This window comes from Altibacter sp. HG106, from assembly GCF_028561755.1.
Lineage (GTDB): Bacteria > Bacteroidota > Bacteroidia > Flavobacteriales > Flavobacteriaceae > DFVG01.
In genome coordinates this window covers 177037-203563 of the sequence record NZ_JAQQTD010000007.1, presented here as the reverse complement: position 1 = coordinate 203563, position 26527 = coordinate 177037, and the positions used below count along the sequence as shown (strand labels likewise).

Here is a 26527-nt window from a genome sequence, read left to right as displayed (position 1 = left end):
GTAGGGAACATAGAACCACTGGTTGGGCCCATGGTCTGCGTTACGGTTACCGTTCCTCCATCAGGATCGATGGCAACCGCATCTGCAAAGTTTACTACTGCGTTACACACACCTGGGTCGGTATCCGCCATAATATCGGCTGGACAAGAAATGATTGGAGGCATTCCAACAGCACCTGCGGCCCAGTTTAAGCTATTTACCATAAGGGCAACACCATCGGTACTAGCATCCCAAAAATCAGCTCTTCCGGTATCAGAAGATGGTGTATAAAAATTAAGATATACCATGCGAGCCGTTCCGGAGGCTCCGTAGTTTTCAGCAATAATTACTAATGGAGTACCACTTGCATAATCGGCTAATAACGTAGCCCCAGGACGTACTGTTCCTGTGGCGAGATAACCTCCACCTCCGGTACTATTACTAAAAGTAGTAACCCCCTGCATAACAGGATGTCCTGCGTCGTAAATGGTACCAAGGCTTTGTGAACCATTAGAAAACATAGCATCAGGCATTAATCCGTAATTTGCACTAAAGTTTCCTACGTTAGAATTTACTGCAAACATCATGTTGACTACATGTCCACCAGCATCCACATATTGGCCAACCACATTACCTAATCCTACTGGATCCAGCGGCCCACCATCTGTAGAAAGTATAACAACATCATACATTTGTAACATTGCTAAGGTGGGTGTTCCGGCATCTACGTCAAAAAGGTCTACGGTAGGAATACCAGCAGCAGTAAGTTTGTTCACCACATCTGCTTCCCAAGTAGGGTCTGGAGACCCTTCTAAAAACAGCACATTGTTGGCCATCCGAGACGTTCTGTTCGCAAGGCCTTCCAACTGGGAAAGATCAGACTTAACTGGGGTAGGACCTACATCATTGCTTGATGAAGTCCCATTAAATTGTTGTGCATGCACCCCAAAGGAAAGAACAAAACACAACAATAGAAAAGTAATTTTCTTCATAATTGAATTTTTAAATATAGAATAGTTAATACGCGACGAAAATACCAAAAAAATCGGATTGAGCAATAATTTACCACCCAAAAGAAATCGGCACTTTCCTACAAAGCAGGAATTTACAGCGAATGCTTGCTGCTCTCTAAAGTTTTTTATATTTGTCTTTCAACTAATCTACATAGTATATGCTGCGTTTTTTTATCTTCAGTTGCTTAGGTTTTCTACTCTTTTCATGTTCTTCGGAACCTTCCAAAGCGTCCCGGGATGGCGGACTTACAGACGGAGCCGAAAAACGCTTTACGAAAGTGGGCACAGATCAATCGGGTATTTCGTTCAAAAATATGATTCGAGAAGACCTGGAATTCAACTTCCTGAATTACCCCTACCTATATACCGGAGCTGGAGTCGCCGTGGGCGATATAGATAATGACGGCCTTCAAGACATTTATCTCACCGCTAACTTCGGACCGAATAAATTGTATAAGAACAAAGGGAATTTTGAGTTTGAAGACATTACCGCTTCTTCCAAAACGGAAGACTTCCAGGGCTTTAAAACTGGCGTTACTATGCTGGATATCAACAACGATGGGTGGCTCGATATCTATGTGAGCAAAGCAGGTTCTCTCGATAGCGATGAGGGACGTCGCAACAAGTTGTTTGTCAATCAACAAGACGGAACGTTTAAAGAAGAAGCCAAAGCCTGGGGTATCGATGATCCCGGCTATACCACGCAGGTCTACCCATTAGATTATGATAAAGACGGAGACCTGGATCTTTATGTCTTAAATTATCGGTACGACTTCAAAAACAATTCTAAAATTAGTGGTGAAATTCAACGTCAGATCGAAGAGGTTACCAGCGACCAGCTATATCGTAACGATGGCAACCGATTTACGAAAGTAACCGCCGAAGCGGGACTTTACAATAAGGCTTGGGGACTCGCTGGGGCCGTTGGCGATTTTAATAACGACGGTTGGGACGATATTTATGTCTCGAATGACTACCTAGAGCCTGACCAGATGTATATCAATCAACAAGACGGGACTTTCAAAAACGAAATCAACGATAGGATGAATCATATTTCCTTTAACAGCATGGGAAGTGATTACGCCGATCTTGATAACAACCTCCATCCCGATCTGATCACAGTTGACATGCTTGCCGAAAATTACGCCCGAAGTAAAGAGAATATGGCGTCTATGAGCACCGAAAACTTTATGAGCATGGTTAATGTTGGGTACCATCATGCCTATATGGCAAACATGCTGCACTATAATAAAGGAAATGGAAAATATCTGGAAACGGGACAACTGAGTGGCGTGGTGAAAACCGACTGGAGTTGGGCTCCTTTGTTGGCCGATTTCGATAACGACGGACTCAAAGACATCTTCATCAGCAACGGGGTGTATAAAGACTACAACAATCAAGATTTCAGAAATGAACTTAAAGCGCGTAACGCCCGTGGTGAATCGATGACCTTGCAAGCGGTACTAGATTTAATGCCTTCGCAAAAACTGGACAACTACATTTACAAGAACAATGGCGATCTCACCTTTTCAAAAGTAATCGACGAATGGGGACTCAATGACCCAAATTTCTCAAACGGTGCGGCCTATGCCGATTTTGATAATGATGGCGATCTAGACCTCATCGTAAATAACGTGAACGATCAAATTGGCTTGTACAAAAACAACTCGAATCAAAATTATGTACAGTTCGACTTTAAAGGACCTGAGAACAACCGCCTGGGAATTGGCGCATCGGTTTACGTTAAACAAGCCGAAGAAACCCAATATCAGAAACTCTACATCACCCGTGGCTTCCAATCGTCTGTACCTCAAATACTGCATTTCGGATTGGGAGATTCCCCCGCTGTAGAAGAAGTGTTAGTAGCATGGCCCGATGGGAAGGTTTCTACGCTAACGAATGTCACCGGAAACCAGCGAATTACTGTTGATTATGCTTCCGCAGAAAACAATAGTTTGGCGCTTCGGAAATATAAGGGGCAAAAAGAATCGTTAGATATTGCCCAAATGGGCGTCGATTACCAGCATCAAGAAAATGATTTTAATGATTTCAGCTTACAGCTACTTATTCCGCAGAAACAATCAACCAAAGGAACGGGAGTGGCCAAAGCAGACGTAAACGGAGATGGTCTGGAAGATTTCTTTGTAGGAAACGCTGCCGGTGCTGCTGCCGCGCTTTACACACAGCAGTCCGATGGCACCTTCAGCAAAACCAATACGGCACTATGGCAGAGAGAAGCGGCATATGAAGATGCGAACGCCTTATTCTTTGATGCGGATGGAGATGGCGATAATGATCTCTATGTGGTTAGCGCTGGCTATGAACTGAAGGAAGACAGCGCCTTGTTGCAAGACCGACTCTATCTGAATGACGGGAACGGGACTTTCTCGAATGCTACGCAACGTCTTCCTAAGATGTTGGTGTCCGGAAAGAGTATTTCAGCAGGAGACTATGACGGGGATGGCGATCTAGATCTCTTTGTAGGAGGCAATGTAGTGCCCGCCAAATACCCACTTTCTCCACGGTCTTATTTGCTACAAAACAATAACGGAACCTTTACCGATGTAACATCACAAAACAACTCACTGGCGGAAGCTGGGATGATTTCCGAAGCCATCTTTACCGATTATGATAACGATGGTGACCTCGACCTGCTAACCGTAGGCGAATGGATGGCTCCCACCTTCTATAGCAACAATAATGGAAGTTTTGCACCCGCCCAAAATATTAAAGGGCTCGAAAAAACAGAGGGCTGGTGGTTTAGTGTCACCGCAGCCGATTTCGACGGAGATGGTGATGAAGACTACGTGATGGGGAATATTGGAAAGAATAATAAATTTCAACCGAAAAAGGAAAAGCCGATTTATATCTACGGAAAGGATTTTGACAATAATGGCAGCTTCGATGTTGCCTTGAGCAAAATTAATGAAGGGCGCTTAGTACCCGTGCGCGGAAAAGAATGTAGTAGCGAACAAAATCCTTATCTATTAGAAAAAATTGAAACCTATAAGGAGTTCGCTAGTTTGGAAATGAAGGATATTTATGGAGAAGACAAGTTAAAAGATGCCTTTCAGCTAATGGCGCATATGTTTGAAACCATGTACGTAGAAAATCAAGGAAATGGCAGTTTTAAGATTACCAAGCTCCCAAATCAGGTACAAACAGGCCCAACCCTAGCCTTGCTTCCGGGCGATTTTAATGAGGATGGGAACATGGATGTTATGGGTGTGGGTGCCATTTACGATGCCGAAGTGGAAACCATTCGATACGACAGTAATTACGGCTATGTATTGTTAGGAGATGGTGCCGGTGGATTTGAAGTAAGTGAGCAATACGATCCGTTTATTGATAGTGACTCGAAAGATATGGAGCGCATTACCATCAATGGGAAAGAACATTATGTGGTGGTAAGCAATAATGCTCCTCTGGAAATCTTTACCTTCCAACCCAACCCATAGTTAACGGGACTTTAGCGTTGCATTAATACAATTTAACGTTCGTTCTCTGTATCTTTTTGCTACTAAAAATCAAGCATTATGGCAAAGAAATTTGAACGGAAGAAGGAACAAAAGAATCCGACGAATCCCACGGGAAATACAAATCAGAAGACTAATAAATTCGATATCGATGAAAAAACGATAAAGAAACAACAGAACAAGAAATAGATGGGAAAAGGAGATAAAAAGACAAAACGTGGAAAAATCCACAATGGATCTTACGGAAAACTCCGCCCACGTAAAAAACGTATGAACTTAAAACACAAGACGACAAAAAGCGTTGAAAAAGAAAAATAATGCTACAGGAAGTGATTTCTGTATTGTAACACCCTAAAATCAACTGTATTGATGTTAGGGTGTTCTTTTTTTAGGCGTTTGTAAGCGCTCATGCTCCCCACAGCTCTATTGGCAGCCCCCGAAGGCGCCGTAAGAGAAACTGTTCTAATGAGCCGATCACTTTTTGGGAGTCGGAATTCATGAATTCTCGGCACTTCTGAATCGATTAAAGCGAGCTTGACATTGTATTGTTTCAAATGCCTTCGGAAGAAATACTCGGGACCGTTTTTACTATTCCCACCCGTAAACAAAAGGGTGTGAACCGATGAATACCGCTCTAAGATCTCTACTAAGTCTCTTAACACCACTTCTTGCATCCCCAGATCGGAAGCGTCAATCTTCTCCCGATAGGCTGTTTCTACGATGTCACAAATACCAAGTTTGTGTGCTCTTAGAAATTCTTTTCGATGTGCGACGGCTTCTTCGGTATCTTCAAAAGAAAGCTTTAAATCAAAGATTCGATCTAAAATTGGCCATAGTTGCCCATCCCTGCTTCCGTAACAAAAATTGACATCATCTGGTTTTAGGTCGCCTGTAGTAAATCGTGGAGGCGGTAGTGTTCCTACGATGACTTTTTCTGTATTCGAAAATAAAAAAGGTGGGTATGGGTGTTGGTGACAGAACACTAGCGAACAAATACGGGTTCGAGTTCATTTTCGGTATACTTTTCACTGTACCCATAACCGTCATAGTTGAACCCTAGTAATCCTTTTTGAGTAGTGATGTCTTGATCCATTATATAGCGCACCATGCTCCCCCTTGCCTTTTTCGCAAAGAAAGAAATGATCTTGAGTTTCCCATTCTTGAAATCTTTAAAGACAGGAGAAATTACCGGTACTTTCAAACGCTCTGGTTGTATTACTTTAAAGTATTCATTACTCGCTAAGTTCAGAAAAAGTTCATCGTCTTCAAGCTCCTCATTCAAAGAATCTGTAAGACGCGTTCCCCAAAATTCGTATAAATTTTTGTTTCGTTGAATGTGTAGGTCTGTTCCCATCTCGAGACGATACGGCTGCATTAAATCAAGCGGTCGCAAGATACCGTACATGCCAGAAAGGATGCGTAGAGAGTCTTGTAGACGATCTAATGTATCGGTCGCTAGAGAATACGCATCTAATCCCTGATACACATCCCCGGAAAAAGCATACACCGCCGGGCGCGCATTCTTTTTGTCAAAGGGAGTGGTGAATTCTTTATACCGCTGATAATTTAAATCGGCCAGCTTTTCGCTAATACTCATGAGCGATTTCAATTCCTTTTTGGTTTTGCGCTCCAGCTTTTTATTCAGCGTTTCTGCCTCCTCCAGAAACTGTGGCTGAGTCCCTCTCGTGGTGGGTAATTTCGATTCGTAATCGAGCGTTTTGGCAGGAGAGATAACGATTTTCATAAGCTAAATTTTGCATAAAAATACAAAGAACGGGGCAACTAGGCTTCTAAGATAATTTTCAAATTTCATACAAGTATCAAAAAAAATAATAGCTGGCACGAAATCCTATTATACTACTGATTTAAAACTCCTTAACTGCATTATTTAACCCCTAATGACGACGCTTCGAATAGCACCGAATTAGGAATTTTTCAAACTGAGTTGTTCCATTATAAATTGCTATGAAGGAGAAAACCAGAGCATAAGAGTTGGTTTTTTCCATAAATGTTTCATCTTAAAAAATCCAACGTTATGAAAAAAATTACCTTGTTGCTATTGTCCATTGCATTTATCGCAAATTCATGTTCGAATGATAACGAGCCTAATACAGTCGCGGAAGAGGATAATGAACCCATAGAGTATGATTTATCGGGCGAATTCTTAGTTTCCAAGATCAACTTCGGGAATACTGAACCTCCTTTATTTCAACACAATATTGAATACAATTCAGACAATCAACCCATTGCCATTTATACAAGTGGTCCCGATTTACCGGAAGAATTATCGTTTCAATTTGAATATGATTCAGATAAAAATTTAAAGAGTATTCTACAATACACACCCATGTACGAAACTACCTGTTTTGGTAATGGCTATTTGTACACCAAACACGAAGTTAAGAATCGAGAGGTTTCTCCCGACGGGATTGAGCGAACAGAATTCAGCTCGAAGGGGTTTTCCGAAGATGGAGAAGTTGTTTGCACCGTTCCTTATACTTGGGTGGTCACTAAAAAAGATGGGTTGATTACATCCTTTTACGAAACAGCAACAGATGTTGGCGTTTGGGATATTTATTTTAATCACGATACTGATGGTAATTTAGTTTCAATTGCTCAATTTGAGAGTAATCAAATTATGTTAGAGGCTACCTCTTGGGATGAGGGAACCCGTCCTATAACGATGTCTACAGTGGTGGATCATGTATTACCTGGTGGTTTTCCAGAATTATGGTTTGTCAATGATCGCATCTCGAATAACAATCCAACAACCATTAGAGTACGAGAATCTGCAAGCAGTGAATCGATGTTTGACCTGGTTCCGACATTGACGTATGACGAATTTGGCAATGTCATTTCAGAGGTATACACGAGTGAGAATGGAATTGAAAGCACCTTTGAACGCACCTATATACCTGTCGAATAGTGATCGATATATCAACCACTCTTTATTAAAAGGTAGAAAGGTACTCGATGGCTACCCATGCTCTTAATTGACGATTGATCATATCCTTATTAAGACCAGCTGAGGTATCAAAAAATAAAAGCTAAAACCACAACGCTTTACCTGTCTAATTATAATTGTATTAAAAAAATACTTTATCAGAAGTAGACACATCTGGCACCGACTACATTAGGAATATTCCCTTTTAAGTTGTTCCATTATAAATTGCTATGAAGAGGAAAACCTTGCCCGGGACCCTCCCAACGTTCCTATGCGCCTAGGTGAACGCTTCTTCAGATAAACCACCTAAATGACGTATTATGAAAAGATTTATTATCTCAATTATCATCATCGCACTTTGCGTTCTGGCGTGTTCTCAAAACGAAGGAACTATTTTTAACGACACTTCCAAAGACGTTAAGGATAGCACCACCCCTTATTTAATTTCGAAATTAGAGAACATCAGTTATGGCTATGAACTTAAATTTCAATACGATACTCAAAACCGACTCCAAACTGTGTTTCAAGACGCCACGCCGCTCCTGCGCTTCACTTATCTTTCACAGCATGACGCATACTTTTCCGGGCTTCGGAAAATTGAACAGTTCAAACCGCTTAATGATGATTTCTGTGGCTTCGAAGGCCGCTACCCCGACACCTTTATTGTCGATTCAGTGACAGCTAACCATATTAGCTTCCGAAGGGAAACCAAACGAAACGATGGTAGTATCGCGTGTTTGAGCCACCAATACATCACCTACACCTTCGAAAATGATCTCATCAAACAGTTTACCATCAAACACTCAAATCCGGTCGATTCAGAAAGACCGTCAGTCTTTACCTTTCACCACGACTCGGAAGGCAATTTAGAGACCATCATTGCGAGCGGTCCTTCTGTTGACACCCATACCCTTCTGAGTGTGGTTGAACATGAATCGGCAGGAATCCGACCCGATGTGTTACCTATCGTAGGCACCAACCTTCCGGTTTTCCAACAATACTTTTTTCCGAACACCTATATGTCAAGAAGCCTCCTGAAAAAGGTGCGGCTCTTCGACAACAGCAAAGAGATTACCACAGCCTATCGATTTGATGAAAACGGACTTGTAACCAATCAATTACTCTATAAAGATGGCTTCGGAATTCGATACAAAAAAGAATATGTTCCTGTACCGTATTGAAAGCGTGCAACAACAGTTTGCGACCCCTATTCGCGTTGCACAACAAACTATGAGCTAGGTTTGTTTATAGGTAGCATCGAAAGCGGCTTCTTATCTTGACCGATTGAATTTTTGTAATAAAGGATGCTTTAGTTCAAAAGGGATGGATAAAAGCCGTTGTAGATGTTCTTCGCAGCCAGTAGCTTACACCTCCCGATCGCGTTAATTGTGAAAAAATTAACTAGTGAGCACTCCGGTTCTAAATAGCTTTAAACCACTAACACAAAAACGATCTGAATGAAAAATGTACTCTTACTCGCACTACTTGCCACCGTTACCGTAGGAACTTCTCAACAGCTCGGCAGAAAAGCCAGCTTGAATGAGTTGGGACAAATTGTGGTGACCGAAGTGGCCATTCCCGAAACATTACCTGCTCGACAAGGAGGGGCTGTTACCGAACTTTTCAGTTTTGGGCGTCCTGCAAACCCTATCATTAAAAATTCTCGTGGTGTTACCTTGGCAGATATCGACGGCGATGGTATTGAAGAGATCCTGTACGGAATCGATACGAAACTATACGCCCTTGAAGGAAATGGTGACATCCTCTGGGAAAAAGACGTGTTAGGGCCCGTACTTCTCCCTCCCAGCGTGGCAGATTTGGATGACGATGGAACTCCTGAAATTATCGTAAATACAGGATATCCCACCACCGTTGGACGTATTTATGTGGTGGAAGGAGCCTCTGGGAACGACCTTCCCGGATGGCCTTTGAACTTTAATGACAACTGGATGATCAACGCACCGGCCATTGCTGATGTAGATCTGGACGGAACCTTAGATATCATCACTTGCGAACGCGCGGGAAGCGCCGAAGGATATGTACACGCCCTTAATATAGACGGAACGGAGATCAATGCCAATTGGCCCGTTCTATTGGATGCAACACCGGCCTTTACGCCTTCCATCGGAGATATTGATAACGATGGTGGAAACGATGTAGTGATTGCCACCTCCTCTACCGGAATGTATGCCTACGACGCCAATGGAACGCTGCTCACCGGCTTTCCACTCGTGGATCCTAATGTAAAATATTCCTATCAATCGCCTATTCTCGTAGATCTGGATGATGATAGTACCTTAGAAATTGTGGGCACCAATCACGGGGACGCTCCAGGGTTTTATGTACTCAATCACGACGCGACGTATTATCCGGGATGGCCCGTGGCCACGGCAGGCTGGACTTATTCTGCTCCTACCGTAGTTGATTTGGAAGAAGATGGAAGCTACGAGTTATTTATGGCCGATCGAAATACGAGTGGGGATGGTTCGCCCCTTCCCACCATATACGGATTAACACCAGATGGGAACGATCTGAGCAATTTTCCGATTTCCAAATACGGGGGGAATGAAGGCGTACTTACCATTGCCGATATTACAAATGACGGAGTGATGGAAGTTATTTTCTCAAGTACCTTAACCGATATGGATGGAAATGGATATCTTCATGCTTATTCGGTAGATGGAAGCGGGGAAGTTCCTGGTTTTCCTCTTCGGTCACGAGGATTTACGTTTTTAAATGGTGCCGTGGTAGGTGATGTAGATGACGATGGAATGATGGATATTACCTTTAACAGCTACACCCAAACTTTTGGCGCGGGAATCGACTCTACCTTTGTCAACGTCTATGACCTCAATGTACCCTACAGCCCTGACGCCGTGTTGAGTAATGGGTATAAAGGCAATAACCGTCGCTACGGACTCGTAGGCGAGGAACTTTTTGACGTGAATGAGGTCGTTTGGAATGCCGAGTTTGCACTATCGCCAAATCCTTCGGAAGGACGATTAGCGTTGCAGTGTAATGCTTGTACTGAAACCGTAAGCGTGCAAATGGTAAATGTTGAAGGGCGCTTGATTTTTTCCGAAGAGGTAGCCTTCCAAAGCAACCCAGGTTTTGAAAAAAATCTTTCGGAACTGAGCTCTGGTATCTATTTTGTTACCGTTTCTAACGGAACGCAATCCAAAACGCTCAAGTGGATCAAGCGATAATCATTTTCCTTGAGCCCTAAAAAAAGCCGAACTAAGTAGTTCGGCTTTTTTTATAATGACATCAGTCCTTCTGATGTTTGGTGTAGTTCCGCCATTTCTCTAAACAGGCCTCCATGTCTTCAGGTATCGGCGCTTGAAAGCGAAGGATCTCACCCTTGGTAGGGTGTTCAAAGCCAAGGGTGTGTGCGTGCAAGGCTTGTCTAGGCAATACTTTAAAACAGTTTTCTACAAATTGCTTGTATTTGCTAAAATGAGTTCCTTTCAGGATGCGATCGCCTCCATAGCGTTCATCGTTAAATAATGTGTGTCCCAAATGTTTCATATGAACCCGTATTTGATGCGTTCTCCCGGTTTCTAGTCGGCACGAAACCAAGGTCACGTAGCCCAAAGGTTCGAGCACTTTGTAATGGGTAATGGCGGGCTTTCCACGTTCCGCCTCGTCGCCTTCAAACACGGTATTTTGGAGTCGGTTTTTTGGGTGTCGGCCAATATGGCCTTCAATGGTTCCTGAAGATTCCTCCGGCTGCCCCCAGACCAAAGCCACGTATTCACGCTCTGTCGTCTTGTGAAAGAATTGCTTAGACAGATGGGTCATGGCATGTTCGGTCTTGGCCACCACCAATAACCCACTGGTGTCTTTGTCAATTCGATGCACCAAACCGGGACGGTTGCTGCTATTATTCGGTAAATTTTCAAAATGAAAGGTCAGCGCATTGATCAAGGTACCGCTGTAATTTCCGTGTCCGGGATGCACAACCATTCCTGCTTTCTTATTGACCACAAGTACTTCATCGTCTTCGTAGACAATGTCAATAGGAATGTCTTCCGGAACTAATAAGAATTCATACGGAGGATGCTCAAAGAGCACCTGAACCACATCGCCCGGCTTCACTTTATAATTTTGTTTTACTGCGGAATCGTTCACATGAATGTTTCCGTCTTTCGCCGCTTTTTGAATGCGATTTCGAGAAGCGTTCTCGATGCGATTCATCAGATACTTATCCACCCGAAGTGGTTGTTGGCCTTTATCGGCTACAAATCTGAAATGTTCGTAAAGGTCGTCGTTATCGTTGGTTTCGAGATCGGGATCGTTGTTAGAATTCACTGTCATCCGATTCGGTTTCAGGGGTTTCATCTTCAGTATCATCCGAATCACTCTGAATTCGGTTGAGCGACCCATCACCCACGATCAGGTCGATCACTGAGGTCTTTTGTAGTTCGTATTCGGGGTCAAGTCGGTCTCCGGCATGACGCATTTCTAATACCTGATCGCTAATATGAGGGCGTTTCGAAATTTCTCCTATTTCAAACCCCATGGCTAACAAGGTGGGTTCTGCCTGCCGCAAGGTTTTGCCCAAGACATTGGGTACTTTGATCTTACGATATCCGGAAGGATTCAGGGTGAGATAGATCTTACGATTTTCTTTCACGAATTTTCCGGCCCGTGGTATTTGTTCAATCACCGAATATTTTGGGTATTCGGGATTGTAATTTGCAGAATCTAGAATTTCGTAGCGCAAATCGGCTTCATCCAGCGCATCTTCTACCTTGTCTAAGGACATCTTCGCCAGGTTGGGGACTTCAATGCGTTGGCCGTGATTGGTGGTTCCTTTCAACCACCACATAATTAAAAAGCTCAGCACGATAAGCGCCAAAATAGCCAACAACAATTGCTTCAAAAACGCCTTGCTCAGCACAAACTTTAAAAAAGACATAGGTTTCTCGTTTCGGAACAAAAATAGTAAACCTAAAGTTAGTATCTTTCTTCCTATTAGTGATATTTTTATAAACGAATTCAAGTTGTATTTGGTATGAAGAAAAAGCAGGTCGCCGTTGCCATGGGCGGATATTCTAGTGAGCGCGATATTTCTCTGAAAAGCGGCGGTATTGTTTGTGAGTTTTTGGACACCAAAATCTATGATGTGTACCCTATTCACATTTTGAGCTCCGGTTGGTTTTACGTACCCAATGCTTCGGAAAGAGTTGCAGTAGACAAAGCCGATTTTAGCTTTGAGGTTGCCGGAAAGAAAGTGGTTCCCGACATTATTTTTAACACCATCCATGGAACACCGGGAGAAGATGGGATTTTAGCTGCCTACTGGCATATGCTCGGAATTCCTCAAACCAGCGCAGATTATTATCAGGCCGCCCTTAGCTTCAACAAAAGGGATTGCCTTTCCGTTTTAAAGAATTTCGGAATTCACGTGGCGAATTCGTATTATCTCAATCACGGCAGTGAGGTTCCTGTAGAAGAGATCATCAAACGTGTTGGACTCCCCTGCTTTGTGAAACCCAATCGCGCAGGTTCCAGTTTCGGAATTAGCAAAGTAAAGGAAATGGACGCCTTACTTCCCGCCTTGGAAAAAGCATTTTTAGAAGACAAAGAGGTCTTGATTGAATCTGCCTTGAAAGGGACAGAAGTTTCCGTAGGAACCTATCGAAACAATGGGGAAATTGTAGTCCTGCCCATAACTGAAATCGTTTCAGAAAACGAATTCTTTGATTACGAAGCCAAATACGAAGGAAAATCAGAAGAGATCACACCGGCCCGAATTTCCGAAGCACTCGAAGAGGCCATTCGAAAAGAAGCCATCAGAATCTATCAGGTGCTGAACATGAACGGCATTACACGAAGTGAATTCATCTTACAAGACGATATTCCACATTTTATTGAAACCAATACAACCCCCGGATTATCGAAGGAAAGTATCATCCCAAAACAAGTACGGGCAGCAGGATTGACGCTTACCGACTTTTTCGGGTACCTGGTAGAAAGCGCTTCCTTAGAAAAGTAGTATTTTTACCGTAGTGAACTATTTTTTATGAAACGCGCTGTCTTTCCTGGTTCTTTTGATCCCATCACCTTGGGGCACGTTGATATTGTTGAACGAGCGTTGCCGCTATTTGATGAAATTATTGTCGCTATTGGGACCAATGCCGCCAAAAAAAATATGTGGACGCTAGAAGAACGTAAGCAACAAATAGAAAACGCTTTTGCGGGAAACTCCAAAATCAAAGTAGCCGTATATGAAGGCTTGACAGCTGATTTCTGTAAAAAGATAGGAGCCCGATTTTTGTTACGCGGACTCCGAAATCCGTCTGATTTTACCTACGAACAAACCATCGCGCAAGCAAATCAAAAGGTAAACGGTGTAGAAAGCGTCTTCTTAATGTCGAGTCCGGAGCACGGATACATCTCTTCTTCTATTGTACGGGATATTGCCAGAAACGGCGGTGATTACAGTGCGCTCGTTCCTTAATTATCGATAGACTCTCACGTAATCGATCTCGAAGGTAGCCGGAAAGATCGTGTCATCTACTCCTTCCTGACCTCCCCACGCGCCCCCTACAGCCATATTCAGCAGAAAAAAATAAGGCTTGTCAAACGGCCAATTTGCAGTTGTGGGATCATCGGGTTTTGTAAAGCGAAGTTTCGTGTTGGTAGGGTCGTCGATATAAAATGTGATCGCCTGCGCGCTCCAAAGAATACCATAGGTGTGAAATGATTCTTCGATGGTTTCTAAAACCATGGGACCCGTCGTAATTTGGGTGTTCTGAAGATGGTTGTTCGCTGCCGTATGGAACGTCATATGAACATGATTGAGGTCGTAGCTCACATATTCCATAAGGTCTATCTCTCCACAATCGGGCCATCCTATAGTCTCAATATCATACCCTAGCATCCAGGCGGCCGGCCATAACCCGGGCCCTGTTTCCTTGGGAACTTTTAATCGAACTTCCATGCGTCCGTACTGAAACGTATCCTTACTAGTAAGTCGCGTAGAGGTATAGTCACCGGGCTGTTGTCCCTTTCCTACTTTACGGGCCGTAATTTTAAGCGTACCATCGCTTACTTCCACATTATCTCCCGCGGTATAGTTTTGCCATTCCTGGTTTCCCCAACCGTGCGCACCGGTTTCGTAATTCCAGAGCAGAGTATCCAGTTGCTTTCCATTAAACTCGTCACTCCAGTATAAGGTATCTTTTATTTTCAGTGGGCTCGCTTCGGAAGTTTTAGAAGTTTCGGAAGTTTTTGAAGCATCGCGACAATTGATGAACGCTATCATCGTTAAAAAAATCCATAGAATTTTCATGCACTAAAGATAGCTTCTTTCCATAAAAAAAGCCTTCAGAACTTCTGAAGGCTTTCCATATTGTAAGAGATAAGCAATTAGAGTGCCGCTACGTGCTTCGCTAGTTGCGATTTCAAGTTCGCCGCCTTGTTATCGTGAATAATGTTTTTCTTGGCTAATTTATCAACCATAGAAATAACCTCAGGCAACAACTTCTCTGCTTCTTTCTTTTGCGTCGTTTCTTTCAACTTCTTCACGGCATTACGCGTGGTTTTGTGCTGATATCGATTGCGAAGACGCTTGGTCTCACTGTTTCGAATTCTCTTTAACGCTGACTTGTGATTCGCCATAATACTTTCTCTTAATTTGGTAGCCCATAGGAGAATCGAACTCCTGTTTCAAGGATGAAAACCTTGCGTCCTAACCACTAGACGAATGGGCCTATTGTTTTAATTTGCGGATGCAAAAATACAACTATTTTTTAATGCTGCAAATGCTTTATTATTTTTTTCAAAAAAATTAATAGGCCTTTGCAAAAAGCACACGCCTCTCGGACGGCTTCCCAGTAACCATGCAACTTCCGGCGCCTTCATTTTCGGAGAGCGGCAAGCATCGAATCGTGGCTTTTGTCTCATTTTTTATACGCTCTTCGGTCTCGGCCGTGCCGTCCCAGTGCGCCAAAATAAAACCTCCTTTTGCCTTCAATACCTTTTTGAATTCTTCGTACGAATCGACACTATGTGTATTCGCCTCTCGGAAGTCAACCGCCTTTTTGAAAAGATTATTTTGAATTTCGTCCAAAAGTCCTTCTACTTGGGTTGCTACTTTTTCTTGTGACACAAACGATTTCTCTAACGTATCACGACGTGCCAGTTCTACGGTTCCCTTTTCAACGTCTTTCGGCCCAATCGCTATTCGAAGTGGAACTCCCTTTAGCTCGTATTCATTGAATTTCCAGCCCGGTTTGTGCGTATCACGATCATCGAATTTTACACGAATGTTTTTGGCTCGCAATTGTTTGAGCAAGTCGGTTGCCACCCCGCTCACGGCTTCAAATTGTTCTTCATTTCTATAGATAGGAACGATTACAACCTGATCTGGCGCCAAATTTGGAGGTAACACCAATCCATTATCATCACTGTGGGTCATAATGAGTGCTCCCATCAAACGCGTAGACACTCCCCAAGACGTGGCCCAAACATGCTCAAGTTTTCCGTCTTTATCTGCAAATTTCACATCAAAGGCTTTGGCAAAATTTTGACCTAGGAAATGAGACGTACCTGCTTGCAATGCTTTTCCGTCTTGCATCAATGCCTCGATACAGTAGGTTTCTAATGCCCCGGCAAAACGCTCACTTTCTGATTTGAGTCCTTTTACCACCGGAACCGCCATATAATTTTCGGCAAAATCGGCATAGACGTTCATCATCTGCTCGGCCTCGGCAATAGCCTCACTTTTGGTGGCATGCGCGGTATGCCCTTCCTGCCATAAGAATTCCGCAGTTCTCAAAAAAAGTCGTGTTCGCATCTCCCAACGCACCACGTTCGCCCATTGATTCACCAAGATAGGAAGGTCGCGATACGATTGTACCCACTTTCGGTAGGTGTCCCAAATGATAGTTTCAGAGGTAGGACGCACAATGAGTTCTTCCTCCAACTTCGCCTCGGGATCGACAACAATTCCATTCCCATCTTCGTCATTTTTTAAACGATAATGGGTTACCACGGCGCATTCCTTTGCGAAACCATCCACATGACTTGCTTCCTTGCTGAAATAACTCTTCGGAATGAATAAAGGAAAATACGCGTTTTGATGCCCGGTTTCTTTGAACATCCGATCCAATTCGGCCTGCATCCGCTCCCAGATCGCATATCCATAGGGTTTAATTACCATACATCCGCGAACTCCTGAGTTTTCAGCGAGATCTGCTTGAATAACCAGTTCATTATACCATTTAGAGTAATCCTGTTCCCGTGAAGTTAAATTCTTTGCCATAGCAGGTTTTTTGGCACAGATATTGTGCCTTTATAGGTGAGAAAATTAGTTTTTATTTAGCCTTTATTCTCGGCAAAACTAGTTATTTTTATAATGTCCAACAATTTAAAACAGCAGATATGCGCACTTTATACCTCCAGTTCACAAAGCAAGTTCCACTCTTGGCAGCGGGCCTTATCGCCTTGTTAGCTGCCTCCTGTTCTTCGAGCCAGTCGGCGTACGAATCTGACGGTATATACGCGTCAGATCCAACGTATTCGGTGGCTGCTGAAGAAGAGACAAAATCAAGTTATTACAAACAGTATTTTCAATCAAAAGATAAAGTATACGAAGATGTTCCTGAAGAAGGAGCTGTCTTTACCAATATCGAAGCCTACTCAAGTAACGAATCTCTAGACGAAGACGGAAACATCATTATTGAAGAACCCGCTTATTCGGAAGGATACGGTGCCTGGGGAACCAATGCCGATAATGTTACCGTCAATATTTATGACAATGGTGGCTGGGGCTGGAATACTGGCTGGGGCTGGAACGCCGGTTGGTATGGCGGCTGGGGTTGGAATGCCGGTTGGTATGGTGGCTGGGGCTGGAATCGTCCTTACTGGGGCGCTGGCTGGGGCTACGGCTTCTATAATCCATGGTATTGGAATGGTGGATTTGGTTGGGGTGGCTTCTACGGAAACCCATACTACCCATATTATAATAACTACTATGGTGGGTACTATAACGGATATGCGTACAATCGCGGAAGACGCAATACCGATTATATCGCGGGACGTTCTGCTAATCGCGGACGCTCTAACGCAACCAACGGTCGGAGTTCGTATTCGAGATCAGAGTTGAACCGAAGAATTAACCGTACCAATGCACGACGAAGCAATTCTCGTTCTATTGATCGAGCAAATACCACAAGACGTAGTGTGATTAATCGAAATTCTCGAGGTACAAACAGATCATCACGTACGATTAGAAATAACAGAAATTCAAATCGTTCGTATAGTCGCCCGAATACAAGCCGAAGATCAAACTCCTTTAGCCGACCTTCCTCATCAAGTCGCAGCAGTGGCTTTAGCAGAGGAGGAGGATCGCGAAGTAGTGGTGCCCGTAGCGGTGGCGGCGGTCGACGAGGCGGCGGTCGCGGATAATATTTCCTAAGAAAATTTCAAAAAAATTGCATATGAAAAGAATCATATTCTTACTCATGATGGGTGCTGTTTGCATACCAGGAATGAGCCAAACTCTTAATGACGGACTAAGATACAGTCTGGATGACACCCAAGGGACCGCACGCTTCAGTGCTATGAGCGGAGCATTTGGGGCCCTTGGAGGAGACCTCTCCGCTATGGCGATCAATCCGGCTGGAAGCGCGGTATTTCTAGACAATAGCTTTGCTGCGTCCTTCAACTATCAAAATCGTGAAAACAGCGCCACCTATTTCGGAACAAACACCGCTTCCGAAGAAGACAACTTTGATATTAATCATCTTGGTGGTGTATTCGTAATCAATAATCCAAATACCGAATCGCCTTGGAAAAAGTTTACCATCGGTTTGAACTACAATCAAAACCAAAACTTCGACAACCAATTATTTATAGACGGAACTGCCAACACCTCTATAGGCTCGTTCTTTCTAAATCAGGCACAGGGAATACCGCTAGAAGATCTTGAAGTTTTTTCTGGAGAGTCGATTAACGGACGCTATAGCATCCTTGGAGAAACTCAGGGCGTGGCGGCCCAAAATGCTTTTTTAGGGTATCAGGCGTTTGTGATTGATCCTGTAACGTTGGATGCAGACAATACAGCTTACGTTTCCAATATTGCTCCCGGCAGTTTTAATCAGGAATACACTTTTTTAAGTCAAGGATATCAAGCAAAATACACCCTGAATTTAGGAACACAATTCACAGACCGTTTCTTTTTTGGAGCCAATCTGAACTCGCATATCATTAATTATGATCAGAGCACCTTATTGTTTGAGGGTAATGAAAATGAAGGAAGTAGTATCGATCGTGTCTGGTTTGAAGAGAATTTGTCAGTGTTAGGTACCGGGTTTTCGGCACAAATTGGAGCGATCGCTAAATTGGGTACCGGTTTCCGCCTGGGAATTGCGCTAGAGACTCCCACCTATTTTACCATTTCCGAAGAAACCACACAAGCCATTGAAACAAGACGTATTGAGAGTGAAGGAACCTCGAATCGTGTTATCGCGCCGGATATCATCAATGTGTATCCCGATTATAACCTTCGAACCCCCGGAAAGCTTACCGCGAGTGCAGCCTATATTTTTGGAGGACAAGGATTGATTAGTTTTGACTACGACTATAAAGATTATTCTTCCTTAGAATTTCGACCTGATGATGACGCCGTATTTGCGGCCGAAAACGCACGCATTCAGAATCAGTTAAAAGGTGCTTCCTCTTACCGGGTGGGTGGTGAATATCGCATTCAGAACTTCAGCTTAAGAGGCGGTATACGCTATGAGGAAAGTCCGTATGTAAATGAAAATACATTAGGCGACCTCACTGGATATTCGTTGGGATTGGGCTACAACTTCGGAAGAATGAATCTGGATATCGCCTATGCTACGGCAGAACGGGAGCGCAATCAGCAATTGTACAACACCGGCCTTACCACACGAGGATTGGTAAATACTACCAACAGTAATGTGGTGGTAACGCTCGGACTTCAGTTGTAATTATAAAAAATAAAACCGCATTAAACAGCAGTACCTCAACCGGTACTGCTGTTTAATTTAACCGAAAACCGATTGCGGCAAGTCGCATTGTAATGCGTATCTTTGTGCCCGCAAAGCAATAATTCTACTTACCATTATGGATTTGGAAAAACAATTGAGGGAAATCGAGCAAATGGGCGATGATCATGTGAGTGGATCAAGCGAAACCCCGCTACGACATGATGCTTTTGAAAAAAGTGATATAGAGAAGATTGCCCTAATAAAACAGGATGTACATCACATTATGGAGACGCTTGGACTCGATTTGACCGACGATAGTTTAAAAGGCACTCCAACTCGTGTTGCCAAAATGTTTGTACAAGAGATCTTCGGCGGACTTCATCCCGATCGAAAACCTAAAGCCTCGACTTTCGATAACAAATACAAATACGGTGAGATGCTGGTGGAAAAGAACATCACCCTCTACTCTACTTGCGAACACCATCTACTTCCTATCGTTGGAAAGGCACATATCGCCTATATCTCTAGCGGGACGGTAGTTGGGTTATCGAAAATGAATCGAATTGTAGATTATTATGCCAAGCGCCCGCAAGTGCAGGAACGACTAACGATCCAGATCGTAAAAGAATTACAACAGATTTTAGGCACTGAGGACGTGGCCTGCGTTATCGACGCGAAACATTTATGTGTCAACTCCAGAGGAATACGCGATATTGATAGCAGCACCGTTACCAGTGAATTTGGTGGTGCCTTCAAACAAGCCGAAACGCGTCGTGAATTCTTAGACTACATCAAACTGGAAACCGAATTTTAACCGCCCCCTGTACCCTTTCTTATGAAACGATACGAACAACAATCATTGAGTATTTACAACTCTCTCAGTAAATCGAAAGAAGTATTTACCCCTATTCACGAAGGAGCTGTTGGCATGTATGTATGTGGCCCTACGGTGTATAGCAATGTTCACATGGGGAATTGTCGTACGTTTCTGAGTTTTGATCTGGTATTTCGGTATTTGAAGCATTTAGGCTATAAAGTTCGCTATGTTCGAAACATCACCGATGCCGGTCACCTTGAAAACGATGGTGAAAGCGGAGACGATCCTATTCTGAAAAAAGCGCGTCTTGAACAAATTGAACCCATGGAAGTGGTTCAGAAATATTCTATAGATTTTCACAATGTGATGTCGCAATTCAATGCGCTTCCGCCTAGTATCGAACCCACAGCCACAGGACATATCATCGAGCAAATCGAAATCGTGGAAAAGATCATCGAAGAAGGCTATGCCTACGAAACCAACGGATCGGTTTATTTTGACGTCATGAAATTCAACCAAGACCATGAATACGGAAAATTAAGTGGTAGAAAGTTAGAAGATATGATCGCTAATACGCGCGAACTGGCGGCGCAAAGCGATAAAAAGAATCCTCAAGATTTTGCGCTCTGGAAAAAAGCAGAACCGCAACACATTATGCGATGGCCTTCCCCATGGAGTGATGGGTTTCCGGGATGGCACCTAGAGTGTACAGCCATGAGCACTAAATATTTAGGGCATGAATTTGATATTCATGGAGGGGGAATGGATTTAAAGTTTCCGCACCATGAATGTGAGATCGCCCAATCGGAAGCCAGTAACAAAAAAAGTCCGGTACACTACTGGATGCACGCCAACATGCTTACACTCAATGGCAAAAAGATGTCGAAGTCTACCGGAAATAATATTCTTCCGAATGAATTATTCTCCGGAGATAACGACTTAATGCAGAAACCTTTTTCGCCCGTAGTGGCTAAGTTTTTCATGTATCAGGCACATTACCGAAGTATTCTTGACTTCTCTCAAGAGGCCCTGGAAGCCGCTGAGAAAGGATTTCATCGCCTTATGGATGCCTATCGTATGGTGGAAAACCTCAAGGCTTCAGATAAAAGCACAGTAGACATCAAAGCATGGCAACAGCGCTGCTACGATGCGATGAACGACGATTTTAACAGTCCGATTCTCATCGCTCAATTGTTTGAAGCGGTGAAAACGATCCATGCAGTGGCCGAAGGAAACGAATACTTGCTTCCCCAGGATATTGAACTCCTCCAACAAACCTTACAGGACTTCCTCTTTGACGTATTAGGATTGCAAGATATCGCCTTGACGCAGGAAGGCGACAGTGATAAATTGACGCAGGCAATTCAACTATTGATCGATCTTCGCAACCGCGCTCGTGCCAACAAAGATTTCGAGACAAGCGACCGGATTCGCGATCAATTGCAGGAGGCGGGAATTCAGTTGAACGACGGGAAGGACGGAACCAGTTTTAGTTTGAACTAAGACCCATGAAACGGCGACTCGCAACACTATTGATTGGCTTGATTAAATTGTATCAAGAACTGCTTTCCCCAATTTTACCCAGTACCTGTCGCTATCAACCCACCTGTTCGCACTACGGAATTGAAGCCTTGCGCATGCATGGTTTGATAAAAGGCAGCCGACTCATGTTGCGGCGGATTACCCGATGTCATCCCTGGGGCGGCAGCGGATACGACCCTGTTCCTCCCGCTTCGGAAAAAGAACCTCCGGTCTCCCAATAATCACTTGTGTATTTTGCTATCTTTACCTCACAAAACAAGAACGCTCAAAAACTCCCACCAAAAAATATAGTCTATGACGCATTTTTTAAGCTTTGTTTGGAATCCCAATGAAGGCCTTGACCTCGGTTTTTTCGAAATAAAATATTACAGCCTCATGTTTGTGGTGGCATTTACGTTGGGCTGGTTTGTCATGAAGCGAATTTTTAAGAACGAAGGCATCCCTTCAGAAAAGCTGGACAAACTTTTTATCTACACGGTGATCGCCACCTTGGTAGGCGCCCGCTTAGGACACGTTATTTTTTACCAAACAGAATTGCTGTGGGAAGATCCACTTTCGGTGATTTTGCCCATACGAACGGTACCTGAATTTGAGTATACCGGGTTTCGCGGACTCGCAAGTCATGGTGCAGCTATAGGGATCATCATCGCCATGTATCTCTACAGCAAACGAGTGTTGCAGAAACCAATGCTATGGATCCTCGATCGCATCGTGATTGCAGTAGCCTTAGGGGGAATCTTTGTGCGCATTGGGAATTTTATCAATTCAGAAATCATTGGAAAACCAACCAACAGTGACTTTGGAGTGATCTTTATGAAACTCAATGAAGATTTTGCACGTCATCCAGCGCAGTTGTACGAGTCTACCGGCTACCTGATTGTTTTTATCATTCTCTATTACATCTATTGGAAGACGTCAAAAGGGAACCAATTAGGGTATATTTTTGGATTGTTCCTAGCGCTGTTGTGGAGCGTCCGATTTATCGTTGAATTTGTGAAAGAAGCTCAGGTCGACGAACGCGCCGACTGGATCTTGAATACGGGTCAGTGGTTAAGTATTCCTTTTATTCTCATCGGAATTTACCTTATGGTACGTTCTTCCAACAAACACCTTCCGGCACATGAATAAGACTATCATCGCAGCGACCTGTCTTGCTTTCGGAAGTATTCTTTTTACTCAGTGTAAGGATACCTCTTCCGAAGAAAAAGTACTGACCAAAAAAGTAGCGTTTAAAAAAGAGGGAACGCTACTACTAAAAAAAGCGGCAACCGACTCAGTGATCGCTAGGTTGGACATTGAGATCGCCGACGACGACTACCAAACCCAAACCGGGCTTATGTATCGTACCACCATGCAGCAGGATCGAGGAATGTTATTCATATTTGAAGACGAGCGCCCACGAAGCTTCTATATGAAGAACACCCAATTCGCTTTAGATATCATCTATTTAGATGCCGATCAAAAAGTGGTTAGCATTCAGAAAAACGCGCAACCCATGGATCCTACGTCACTTCCTTCAGAAGGTGATGCCATGTATGTATTAGAAGTGAATGCAGGCTTAAGTGACCAGTGGAACCTCCAAAAAGGGGATCACATGAGCTTTGTGAAATAATAGAAACAAACTCCTATAACAAAAAAAGCCCAGCAGTATCTGCCGGGCTTTTTTTGTTACAATGAAACGACCTTAGGCCGCTTTTTCGTCTTCGTTTTCGTCTTCAGACTTTTTATCTGTCAAATCAATTCCGCGCTTCTTCACGGTATCGAAGAACACCGGAGTTGCGATAAATACCGATGAGTAGGTACCTACGATCACCCCAACCATCAAGGCGAAGATCAATCCACGAATCGATTCGGCTCCAATAAAGAAGATACACATCAATACGATGAGCGTCGTCATCGAGGTATTCAAGGTTCTACTTAACGTACTGTTCAACGCACTGTTGATAATACGATTCATCTTCCAGCCTGGATGCTCGTTAAAGAACTCACGGATTCGGTCAAACACAACTACCGTATCATTCAAGGAGTATCCAATGACCGTTAAGATCGCCGCAATGAACGACTGATCGATCTCCATATTGAACGGCATGATTTTGTACGTTAGCGAGAAGATTCCCAACACGATCAATACATCGTGGAATACCGCTGCTACCGCACCCAAACTAAATTGCCATCTTCTAAAGCGAAGCAAAATGTATAGGAATACCACGATCAAGGATCCTAACACCGCCCAAAACGACGACTTTTTAATATCATCTGCGATCGTCGGACTCACCTTATAGTATTCCATTCGACCTGCCACTTTATTATCGTCATCGGCGATAAAATCATCATAGGTCATCCCGGAAGGCAATTGTTCTGAAAGTCCTTCGAACAACAACTGCTCTACTTCCTGATCTACCTCAGCGCCTGTTTCATCGATCTTATACTTAGTAGTGATCTTTAACTGATTGTCTCCCCCATAGGTTTTTGCTTCCGCACTTCCGAAGACATCTACCAACTGTCCTTGCACCTGAGTGGCACTAACATCTTTATCAAAACGAACGGTATAGGTTCTCCCTCCAACGAAGTCAACTCCCTGGTTTAGTCCGACAGTAAAGAGCGATCCCAAACTGATAACGATCAAGATTCCAGAGATCACATAAGCGATCTTACGCTTTCTGAGGAAATTGATGTTCACATTCTTAAACCAGTTCTTGGTGATTCCTGTGGAACACGTTAGCGGTTTTCCGTTCTTCGAATACCCATCAATAAACAATCGGGTAATAAAGATAGCGGTAAACAAAGAAGTCGCAATACCAATCAATAAGGTGGTCGCAAACCCTTTAATAGGTCCGGTTCCGAAGACCAAAAGAATAAGACCGGTAAGCGCCGTAGTAATGTTTGCGTCTAAGATGGACGAAAGCGCGTTGTTAAACCCGTCTTTAATCGCATCTTTTTGCGCCTTCCCTTTGGCCAATTCTTCTCGAATCCGCTCAAAGATCAGTACGTTCGCATCCACCGAAATACCAATGGTTAATACGATACCCGCAATACCCGGTAACGTAAGTACGGCTCCTAGTCCGGCTAACACCCCGAAAATAAACAGAATGTTTACGGCTAGGGCGATGTCGGCAAAAGCACCTGCTTTTCCGTAGTAGAAAATCATCCAAATCAAGACCAGTCCCAAGGCGATCAAGAAAGAGATCATTCCACTGTTAATCGCTTCTTGTCCTAAGGTAGGACCCACAAATTCTGCCTGAATAATATCTGCAGAAGCAGGAAGTTTACCGGCACGTAATACGTTGGCTAAATCTTGACCCTCGGTGATAGTGAAATCACCAGTAATCTGACTGCGTCCTCCTGAAATGGGACCCGATGTTACTCCTGGAGCTGAATAAACCACGTCATCTAACACAATGGCGATCTGACTCTGAGTGCTATAGGCGTTTCCGGTAAGCTCTTCCCAAACCTTGGCACCTTGACCGTTCATTTGCATATCTACCGCCACACGACCTACTTGATCGTACGCTTGTTGCGCATCGGTTACAACGCCACCACTTAACGGGGGTTGTAAGCTTCGGTCTCTTTTCAAAGCGTAGAGACCGGTAATCTCTTCTTCTAACTCTTCGTTGTATTCCGGAAGTTCCCAAACGAATTTCGTATAGCGTTGATCGCCCGAAAGCAATGCGCGTACTTGTGGCATGCGCAGATACTCGTTAATTTGAGCCGTATCACTTACCGCGAAACGTGCGATAACAGGTTGCCCCTGAAATCCTGGAGAAACCATTTTTGCCAATATTGGATTGGCTTTCGCAGGGTCTTCATCGGCATCTTCAATCTCGTCGCCCCCTAGTAGATCTTGAATGTCTTGATCTTCGGAAGTGGTGGTCGTATCCTGTACTTCTTCACCTTCCTCCAGCTCTTCTGTAGGCACGGTCAATTCTTTCACTTTAGAATCGGCTGCAACCAAGAAGTCTTGCATTTCTTCGAATTTGTACACGTCCCAGAATTCTAGCTGAGCCGTACTCTGTAAGAGTTTCTTCACTCGCTCCACATCCTTGGCGCCGGGTAATTCTACTAAGATACGAGCTGAGTTTCCTAGCCGCTGAATGTTAGGCTGGGTTACGCCAAACTTATCGATACGCTTACGCAATACTTCAAAAGCAGAAGTAATGGATTCGTCGATCTTACGTTCGATGACCGTTTTAACTTCGGCGTTAGACATATTGATGTCAATATCCTCTTCAAGATTTTTATTGAAGAAAATATCTGGAGCGGCTAATTGATTATCACCAGGAATGGCGTCAAAGGCCTGGAAGAAAGATTCTAAGTAGGTATCTTGACTGTTCTTCTGAAGCTCTACCGCATTCTCCAGCGCTTGATTAAAGGCAGGTGATTTGGTGTTGTTGGCCAATCCTTTCAGAATGTCCTGAACCGAAACCTGAAGGATCACGTTGATCCCACCTTTTAGGTCCAATCCTTTGTTTAGTTCTTTTTCTTTGGCCGTACGGTAATCAATCCCTAAGAATTGAGGGGTCGCCCCAACGGAGTCAAGGTAACGACTCTCCGCAATACTTCGTTCGTCCGGCTGGTTTTCCGAAAACCTACTTTTAGCGTAGGCTTCGGCATCATTTTCAACGGTATTGGCGATGTAGGTAAAGGAAAGTTGGTATAAACTCACCAACCCGAACAAAATCGCAAATACGGTTACTAATCCTTTATTTTGCATGTGTTTATGGTTTTAGTCTTCTAAAAAATCGGGCAAATATAACAGTTACCCTATAATTCGACAATTTTTATGTAAT

General features: G+C 43.6%; 23 protein-coding genes, 1 tRNA gene and 1 pseudogene. 15 read left to right on the top strand and 10 right to left on the bottom strand.

What is annotated here, in order from left to right; translation table 11 throughout:
- A pseudogene (locus tag PO830_RS13225) lies at nucleotides 1-971 on the bottom strand (hypothetical protein); the annotation flags it as partial.
- A 179-nt stretch (nucleotides 972-1150) separates the two neighbouring features.
- Between PO830_RS13225 and PO830_RS13220 the strand changes: the two are divergent.
- The 3 genes from PO830_RS13220 to PO830_RS13210 all read left to right on the top strand — a co-directional run bounded on the left by PO830_RS13220 (nucleotide 1151) and on the right by PO830_RS13210 (nucleotide 4786).
- Nucleotides 1151-4450 carry a VCBS repeat-containing protein gene (locus PO830_RS13220; protein WP_272854053.1) on the top strand — a complete coding sequence of 1100 codons (3300 nt, stop codon included), beginning with the start codon at nucleotides 1151-1153 and terminating at the stop codon, nucleotides 4448-4450.
- A gap of 78 nt (nucleotides 4451-4528) precedes the next feature.
- Nucleotides 4529-4657, top strand: coding sequence for a hypothetical protein (locus PO830_RS13215; protein ID WP_272854052.1), 129 nt, complete (start codon nucleotides 4529-4531; stop codon nucleotides 4655-4657).
- A complete protein-coding gene (locus PO830_RS13210) occupies nucleotides 4658-4786 on the top strand; it encodes a 30S ribosomal protein THX (protein ID WP_272854051.1) in 129 nt (42 codons plus the stop codon).
- A 2-nt stretch (nucleotides 4787-4788) separates the two neighbouring features.
- Here PO830_RS13210 and PO830_RS13205 read toward each other — a convergent pair whose 3' ends face one another.
- Both PO830_RS13205 and yaaA read right to left on the bottom strand, forming a co-directional pair.
- On the bottom strand, nucleotides 4789-5451 hold the full coding sequence (locus PO830_RS13205) for a uracil-DNA glycosylase family protein (protein WP_272854050.1): 663 nt from the start codon (nucleotides 5449-5451) through the stop codon (nucleotides 4789-4791).
- Nucleotides 5451-6212 (bottom strand): peroxide stress protein YaaA, encoded by a 762-nt coding sequence (gene yaaA / locus PO830_RS13200; protein WP_272854049.1) that lies wholly within the window; start codon nucleotides 6210-6212, stop codon nucleotides 5451-5453. The genes PO830_RS13205 and yaaA overlap by 1 nt, the downstream gene beginning before the upstream one ends.
- A 291-nt stretch (nucleotides 6213-6503) precedes the next feature.
- Between yaaA and PO830_RS13195 the strand changes: the two genes are divergently transcribed.
- The 3 genes from PO830_RS13195 to PO830_RS13185 all read left to right on the top strand — a co-directional run bounded on the left by PO830_RS13195 (nucleotide 6504) and on the right by PO830_RS13185 (nucleotide 10618).
- Nucleotides 6504-7394: a hypothetical protein gene (locus PO830_RS13195; protein WP_272854048.1), complete on the top strand. Its 891-nt coding sequence runs from the start codon at nucleotides 6504-6506 to the stop codon at nucleotides 7392-7394.
- Between the two features lie 338 nt (nucleotides 7395-7732).
- On the top strand, nucleotides 7733-8593 hold the full coding sequence (locus PO830_RS13190; RefSeq protein WP_272854047.1) for a hypothetical protein: 861 nt from the start codon (nucleotides 7733-7735) through the stop codon (nucleotides 8591-8593).
- A 276-nt stretch (nucleotides 8594-8869) separates the two neighbouring features.
- On the top strand, nucleotides 8870-10618 hold the full coding sequence (locus PO830_RS13185) for a T9SS type A sorting domain-containing protein (RefSeq protein WP_272854046.1): 1749 nt from the start codon (nucleotides 8870-8872) through the stop codon (nucleotides 10616-10618).
- A gap of 61 nt (nucleotides 10619-10679) precedes the next feature.
- Here the strand turns inward: PO830_RS13185 and PO830_RS13180 are convergent, their stop codons facing one another.
- Together PO830_RS13180 and PO830_RS13175 are read right to left on the bottom strand one after the other, a co-directional pair.
- Nucleotides 10680-11729 (bottom strand): RluA family pseudouridine synthase, encoded by a 1050-nt coding sequence (locus PO830_RS13180; RefSeq protein ID WP_272854045.1) that lies wholly within the window; start codon nucleotides 11727-11729, stop codon nucleotides 10680-10682.
- Nucleotides 11713-12333, bottom strand: coding sequence for a PASTA domain-containing protein (locus PO830_RS13175; RefSeq protein WP_272854044.1), 621 nt, complete (start codon nucleotides 12331-12333; stop codon nucleotides 11713-11715). Before PO830_RS13175 ends, PO830_RS13180 begins: the two co-directional genes overlap by 17 nt.
- A gap of 96 nt (nucleotides 12334-12429) precedes the next feature.
- On the opposite strand from PO830_RS13175, the gene PO830_RS13170 reads away from it, so the two are divergent.
- Both PO830_RS13170 and coaD read left to right on the top strand, forming a co-directional pair.
- Nucleotides 12430-13413 carry a D-alanine--D-alanine ligase gene (locus PO830_RS13170; RefSeq protein WP_272854043.1) on the top strand — a complete coding sequence of 328 codons (984 nt, stop codon included), beginning with the start codon at nucleotides 12430-12432 and terminating at the stop codon, nucleotides 13411-13413.
- 27 nt (nucleotides 13414-13440) lie between these two features.
- The gene (gene coaD, locus PO830_RS13165; RefSeq protein WP_272854042.1) at nucleotides 13441-13878 is read left to right on the top strand and encodes a pantetheine-phosphate adenylyltransferase; all 438 of its coding nucleotides are present in this window, start codon (nucleotides 13441-13443) and stop codon (nucleotides 13876-13878) included.
- On the opposite strand, the gene PO830_RS13160 is transcribed toward coaD, so the two are convergent.
- The 4 genes from PO830_RS13160 to proS all read right to left on the bottom strand — a co-directional run bounded on the left by PO830_RS13160 (nucleotide 13879) and on the right by proS (nucleotide 16686).
- Nucleotides 13879-14712 (bottom strand): glycoside hydrolase family 16 protein, encoded by an 834-nt coding sequence (locus tag PO830_RS13160; RefSeq protein ID WP_272854041.1) that lies wholly within the window; start codon nucleotides 14710-14712, stop codon nucleotides 13879-13881. It abuts the gene before it with no gap.
- 77 nt (nucleotides 14713-14789) lie between these two features.
- Nucleotides 14790-15041, bottom strand: a complete 252-nt coding sequence (rpsT, locus tag PO830_RS13155) for a 30S ribosomal protein S20 (RefSeq protein ID WP_272854040.1) — start codon at nucleotides 15039-15041, stop codon at nucleotides 14790-14792.
- Nucleotides 15042-15058: 17 nt separating this feature from the next.
- Nucleotides 15059-15133: transfer RNA gene (locus PO830_RS13150), tRNA-Glu, on the bottom strand.
- 77 nt (nucleotides 15134-15210) lie between these two features.
- A complete protein-coding gene (proS, locus tag PO830_RS13145; protein ID WP_272854039.1) occupies nucleotides 15211-16686 on the bottom strand; it encodes a proline--tRNA ligase in 1476 nt (491 codons plus the stop codon).
- Between the two features lie 119 nt (nucleotides 16687-16805).
- Here proS and PO830_RS13140 point away from each other — a divergent pair, with 119 nt between their 5' ends.
- The 7 genes from PO830_RS13140 to PO830_RS13110 all read left to right on the top strand — a co-directional run bounded on the left by PO830_RS13140 (nucleotide 16806) and on the right by PO830_RS13110 (nucleotide 23352).
- Nucleotides 16806-17831, top strand: a complete 1026-nt coding sequence (locus PO830_RS13140) for a hypothetical protein (RefSeq protein WP_272854038.1) — start codon at nucleotides 16806-16808, stop codon at nucleotides 17829-17831.
- A gap of 32 nt (nucleotides 17832-17863) precedes the next feature.
- The gene (locus tag PO830_RS13135) at nucleotides 17864-19381 is read left to right on the top strand and encodes an OmpP1/FadL family transporter (protein WP_272854037.1); all 1518 of its coding nucleotides are present in this window, start codon (nucleotides 17864-17866) and stop codon (nucleotides 19379-19381) included.
- A 136-nt stretch (nucleotides 19382-19517) separates the two neighbouring features.
- Nucleotides 19518-20195, top strand: coding sequence for a GTP cyclohydrolase I FolE (gene folE, locus PO830_RS13130; protein ID WP_272854036.1), 678 nt, complete (start codon nucleotides 19518-19520; stop codon nucleotides 20193-20195).
- 21 nt (nucleotides 20196-20216) lie between these two features.
- On the top strand, nucleotides 20217-21701 hold the full coding sequence (gene cysS, locus PO830_RS13125; RefSeq protein ID WP_272854035.1) for a cysteine--tRNA ligase: 1485 nt from the start codon (nucleotides 20217-20219) through the stop codon (nucleotides 21699-21701).
- 5 nt (nucleotides 21702-21706) lie between these two features.
- Nucleotides 21707-21961 carry a membrane protein insertion efficiency factor YidD gene (gene yidD, locus PO830_RS13120; RefSeq protein WP_272854034.1) on the top strand — a complete coding sequence of 85 codons (255 nt, stop codon included), beginning with the start codon at nucleotides 21707-21709 and terminating at the stop codon, nucleotides 21959-21961.
- 73 nt (nucleotides 21962-22034) lie between these two features.
- Nucleotides 22035-22868: a prolipoprotein diacylglyceryl transferase gene (gene lgt, locus PO830_RS13115; protein ID WP_272854033.1), complete on the top strand. Its 834-nt coding sequence runs from the start codon at nucleotides 22035-22037 to the stop codon at nucleotides 22866-22868.
- Nucleotides 22861-23352 carry a DUF192 domain-containing protein gene (locus PO830_RS13110; protein ID WP_272854032.1) on the top strand — a complete coding sequence of 164 codons (492 nt, stop codon included), beginning with the start codon at nucleotides 22861-22863 and terminating at the stop codon, nucleotides 23350-23352. The genes lgt and PO830_RS13110 overlap by 8 nt, the downstream gene beginning before the upstream one ends.
- 72 nt (nucleotides 23353-23424) lie before the next feature.
- On the opposite strand, the gene secDF is transcribed toward PO830_RS13110, so the two are convergent.
- The gene (gene secDF, locus PO830_RS13105) at nucleotides 23425-26451 is read right to left on the bottom strand and encodes a protein translocase subunit SecDF (protein WP_272854031.1); all 3027 of its coding nucleotides are present in this window, start codon (nucleotides 26449-26451) and stop codon (nucleotides 23425-23427) included.
- Nucleotides 26452-26527: the final 76 nt, after the last annotated feature.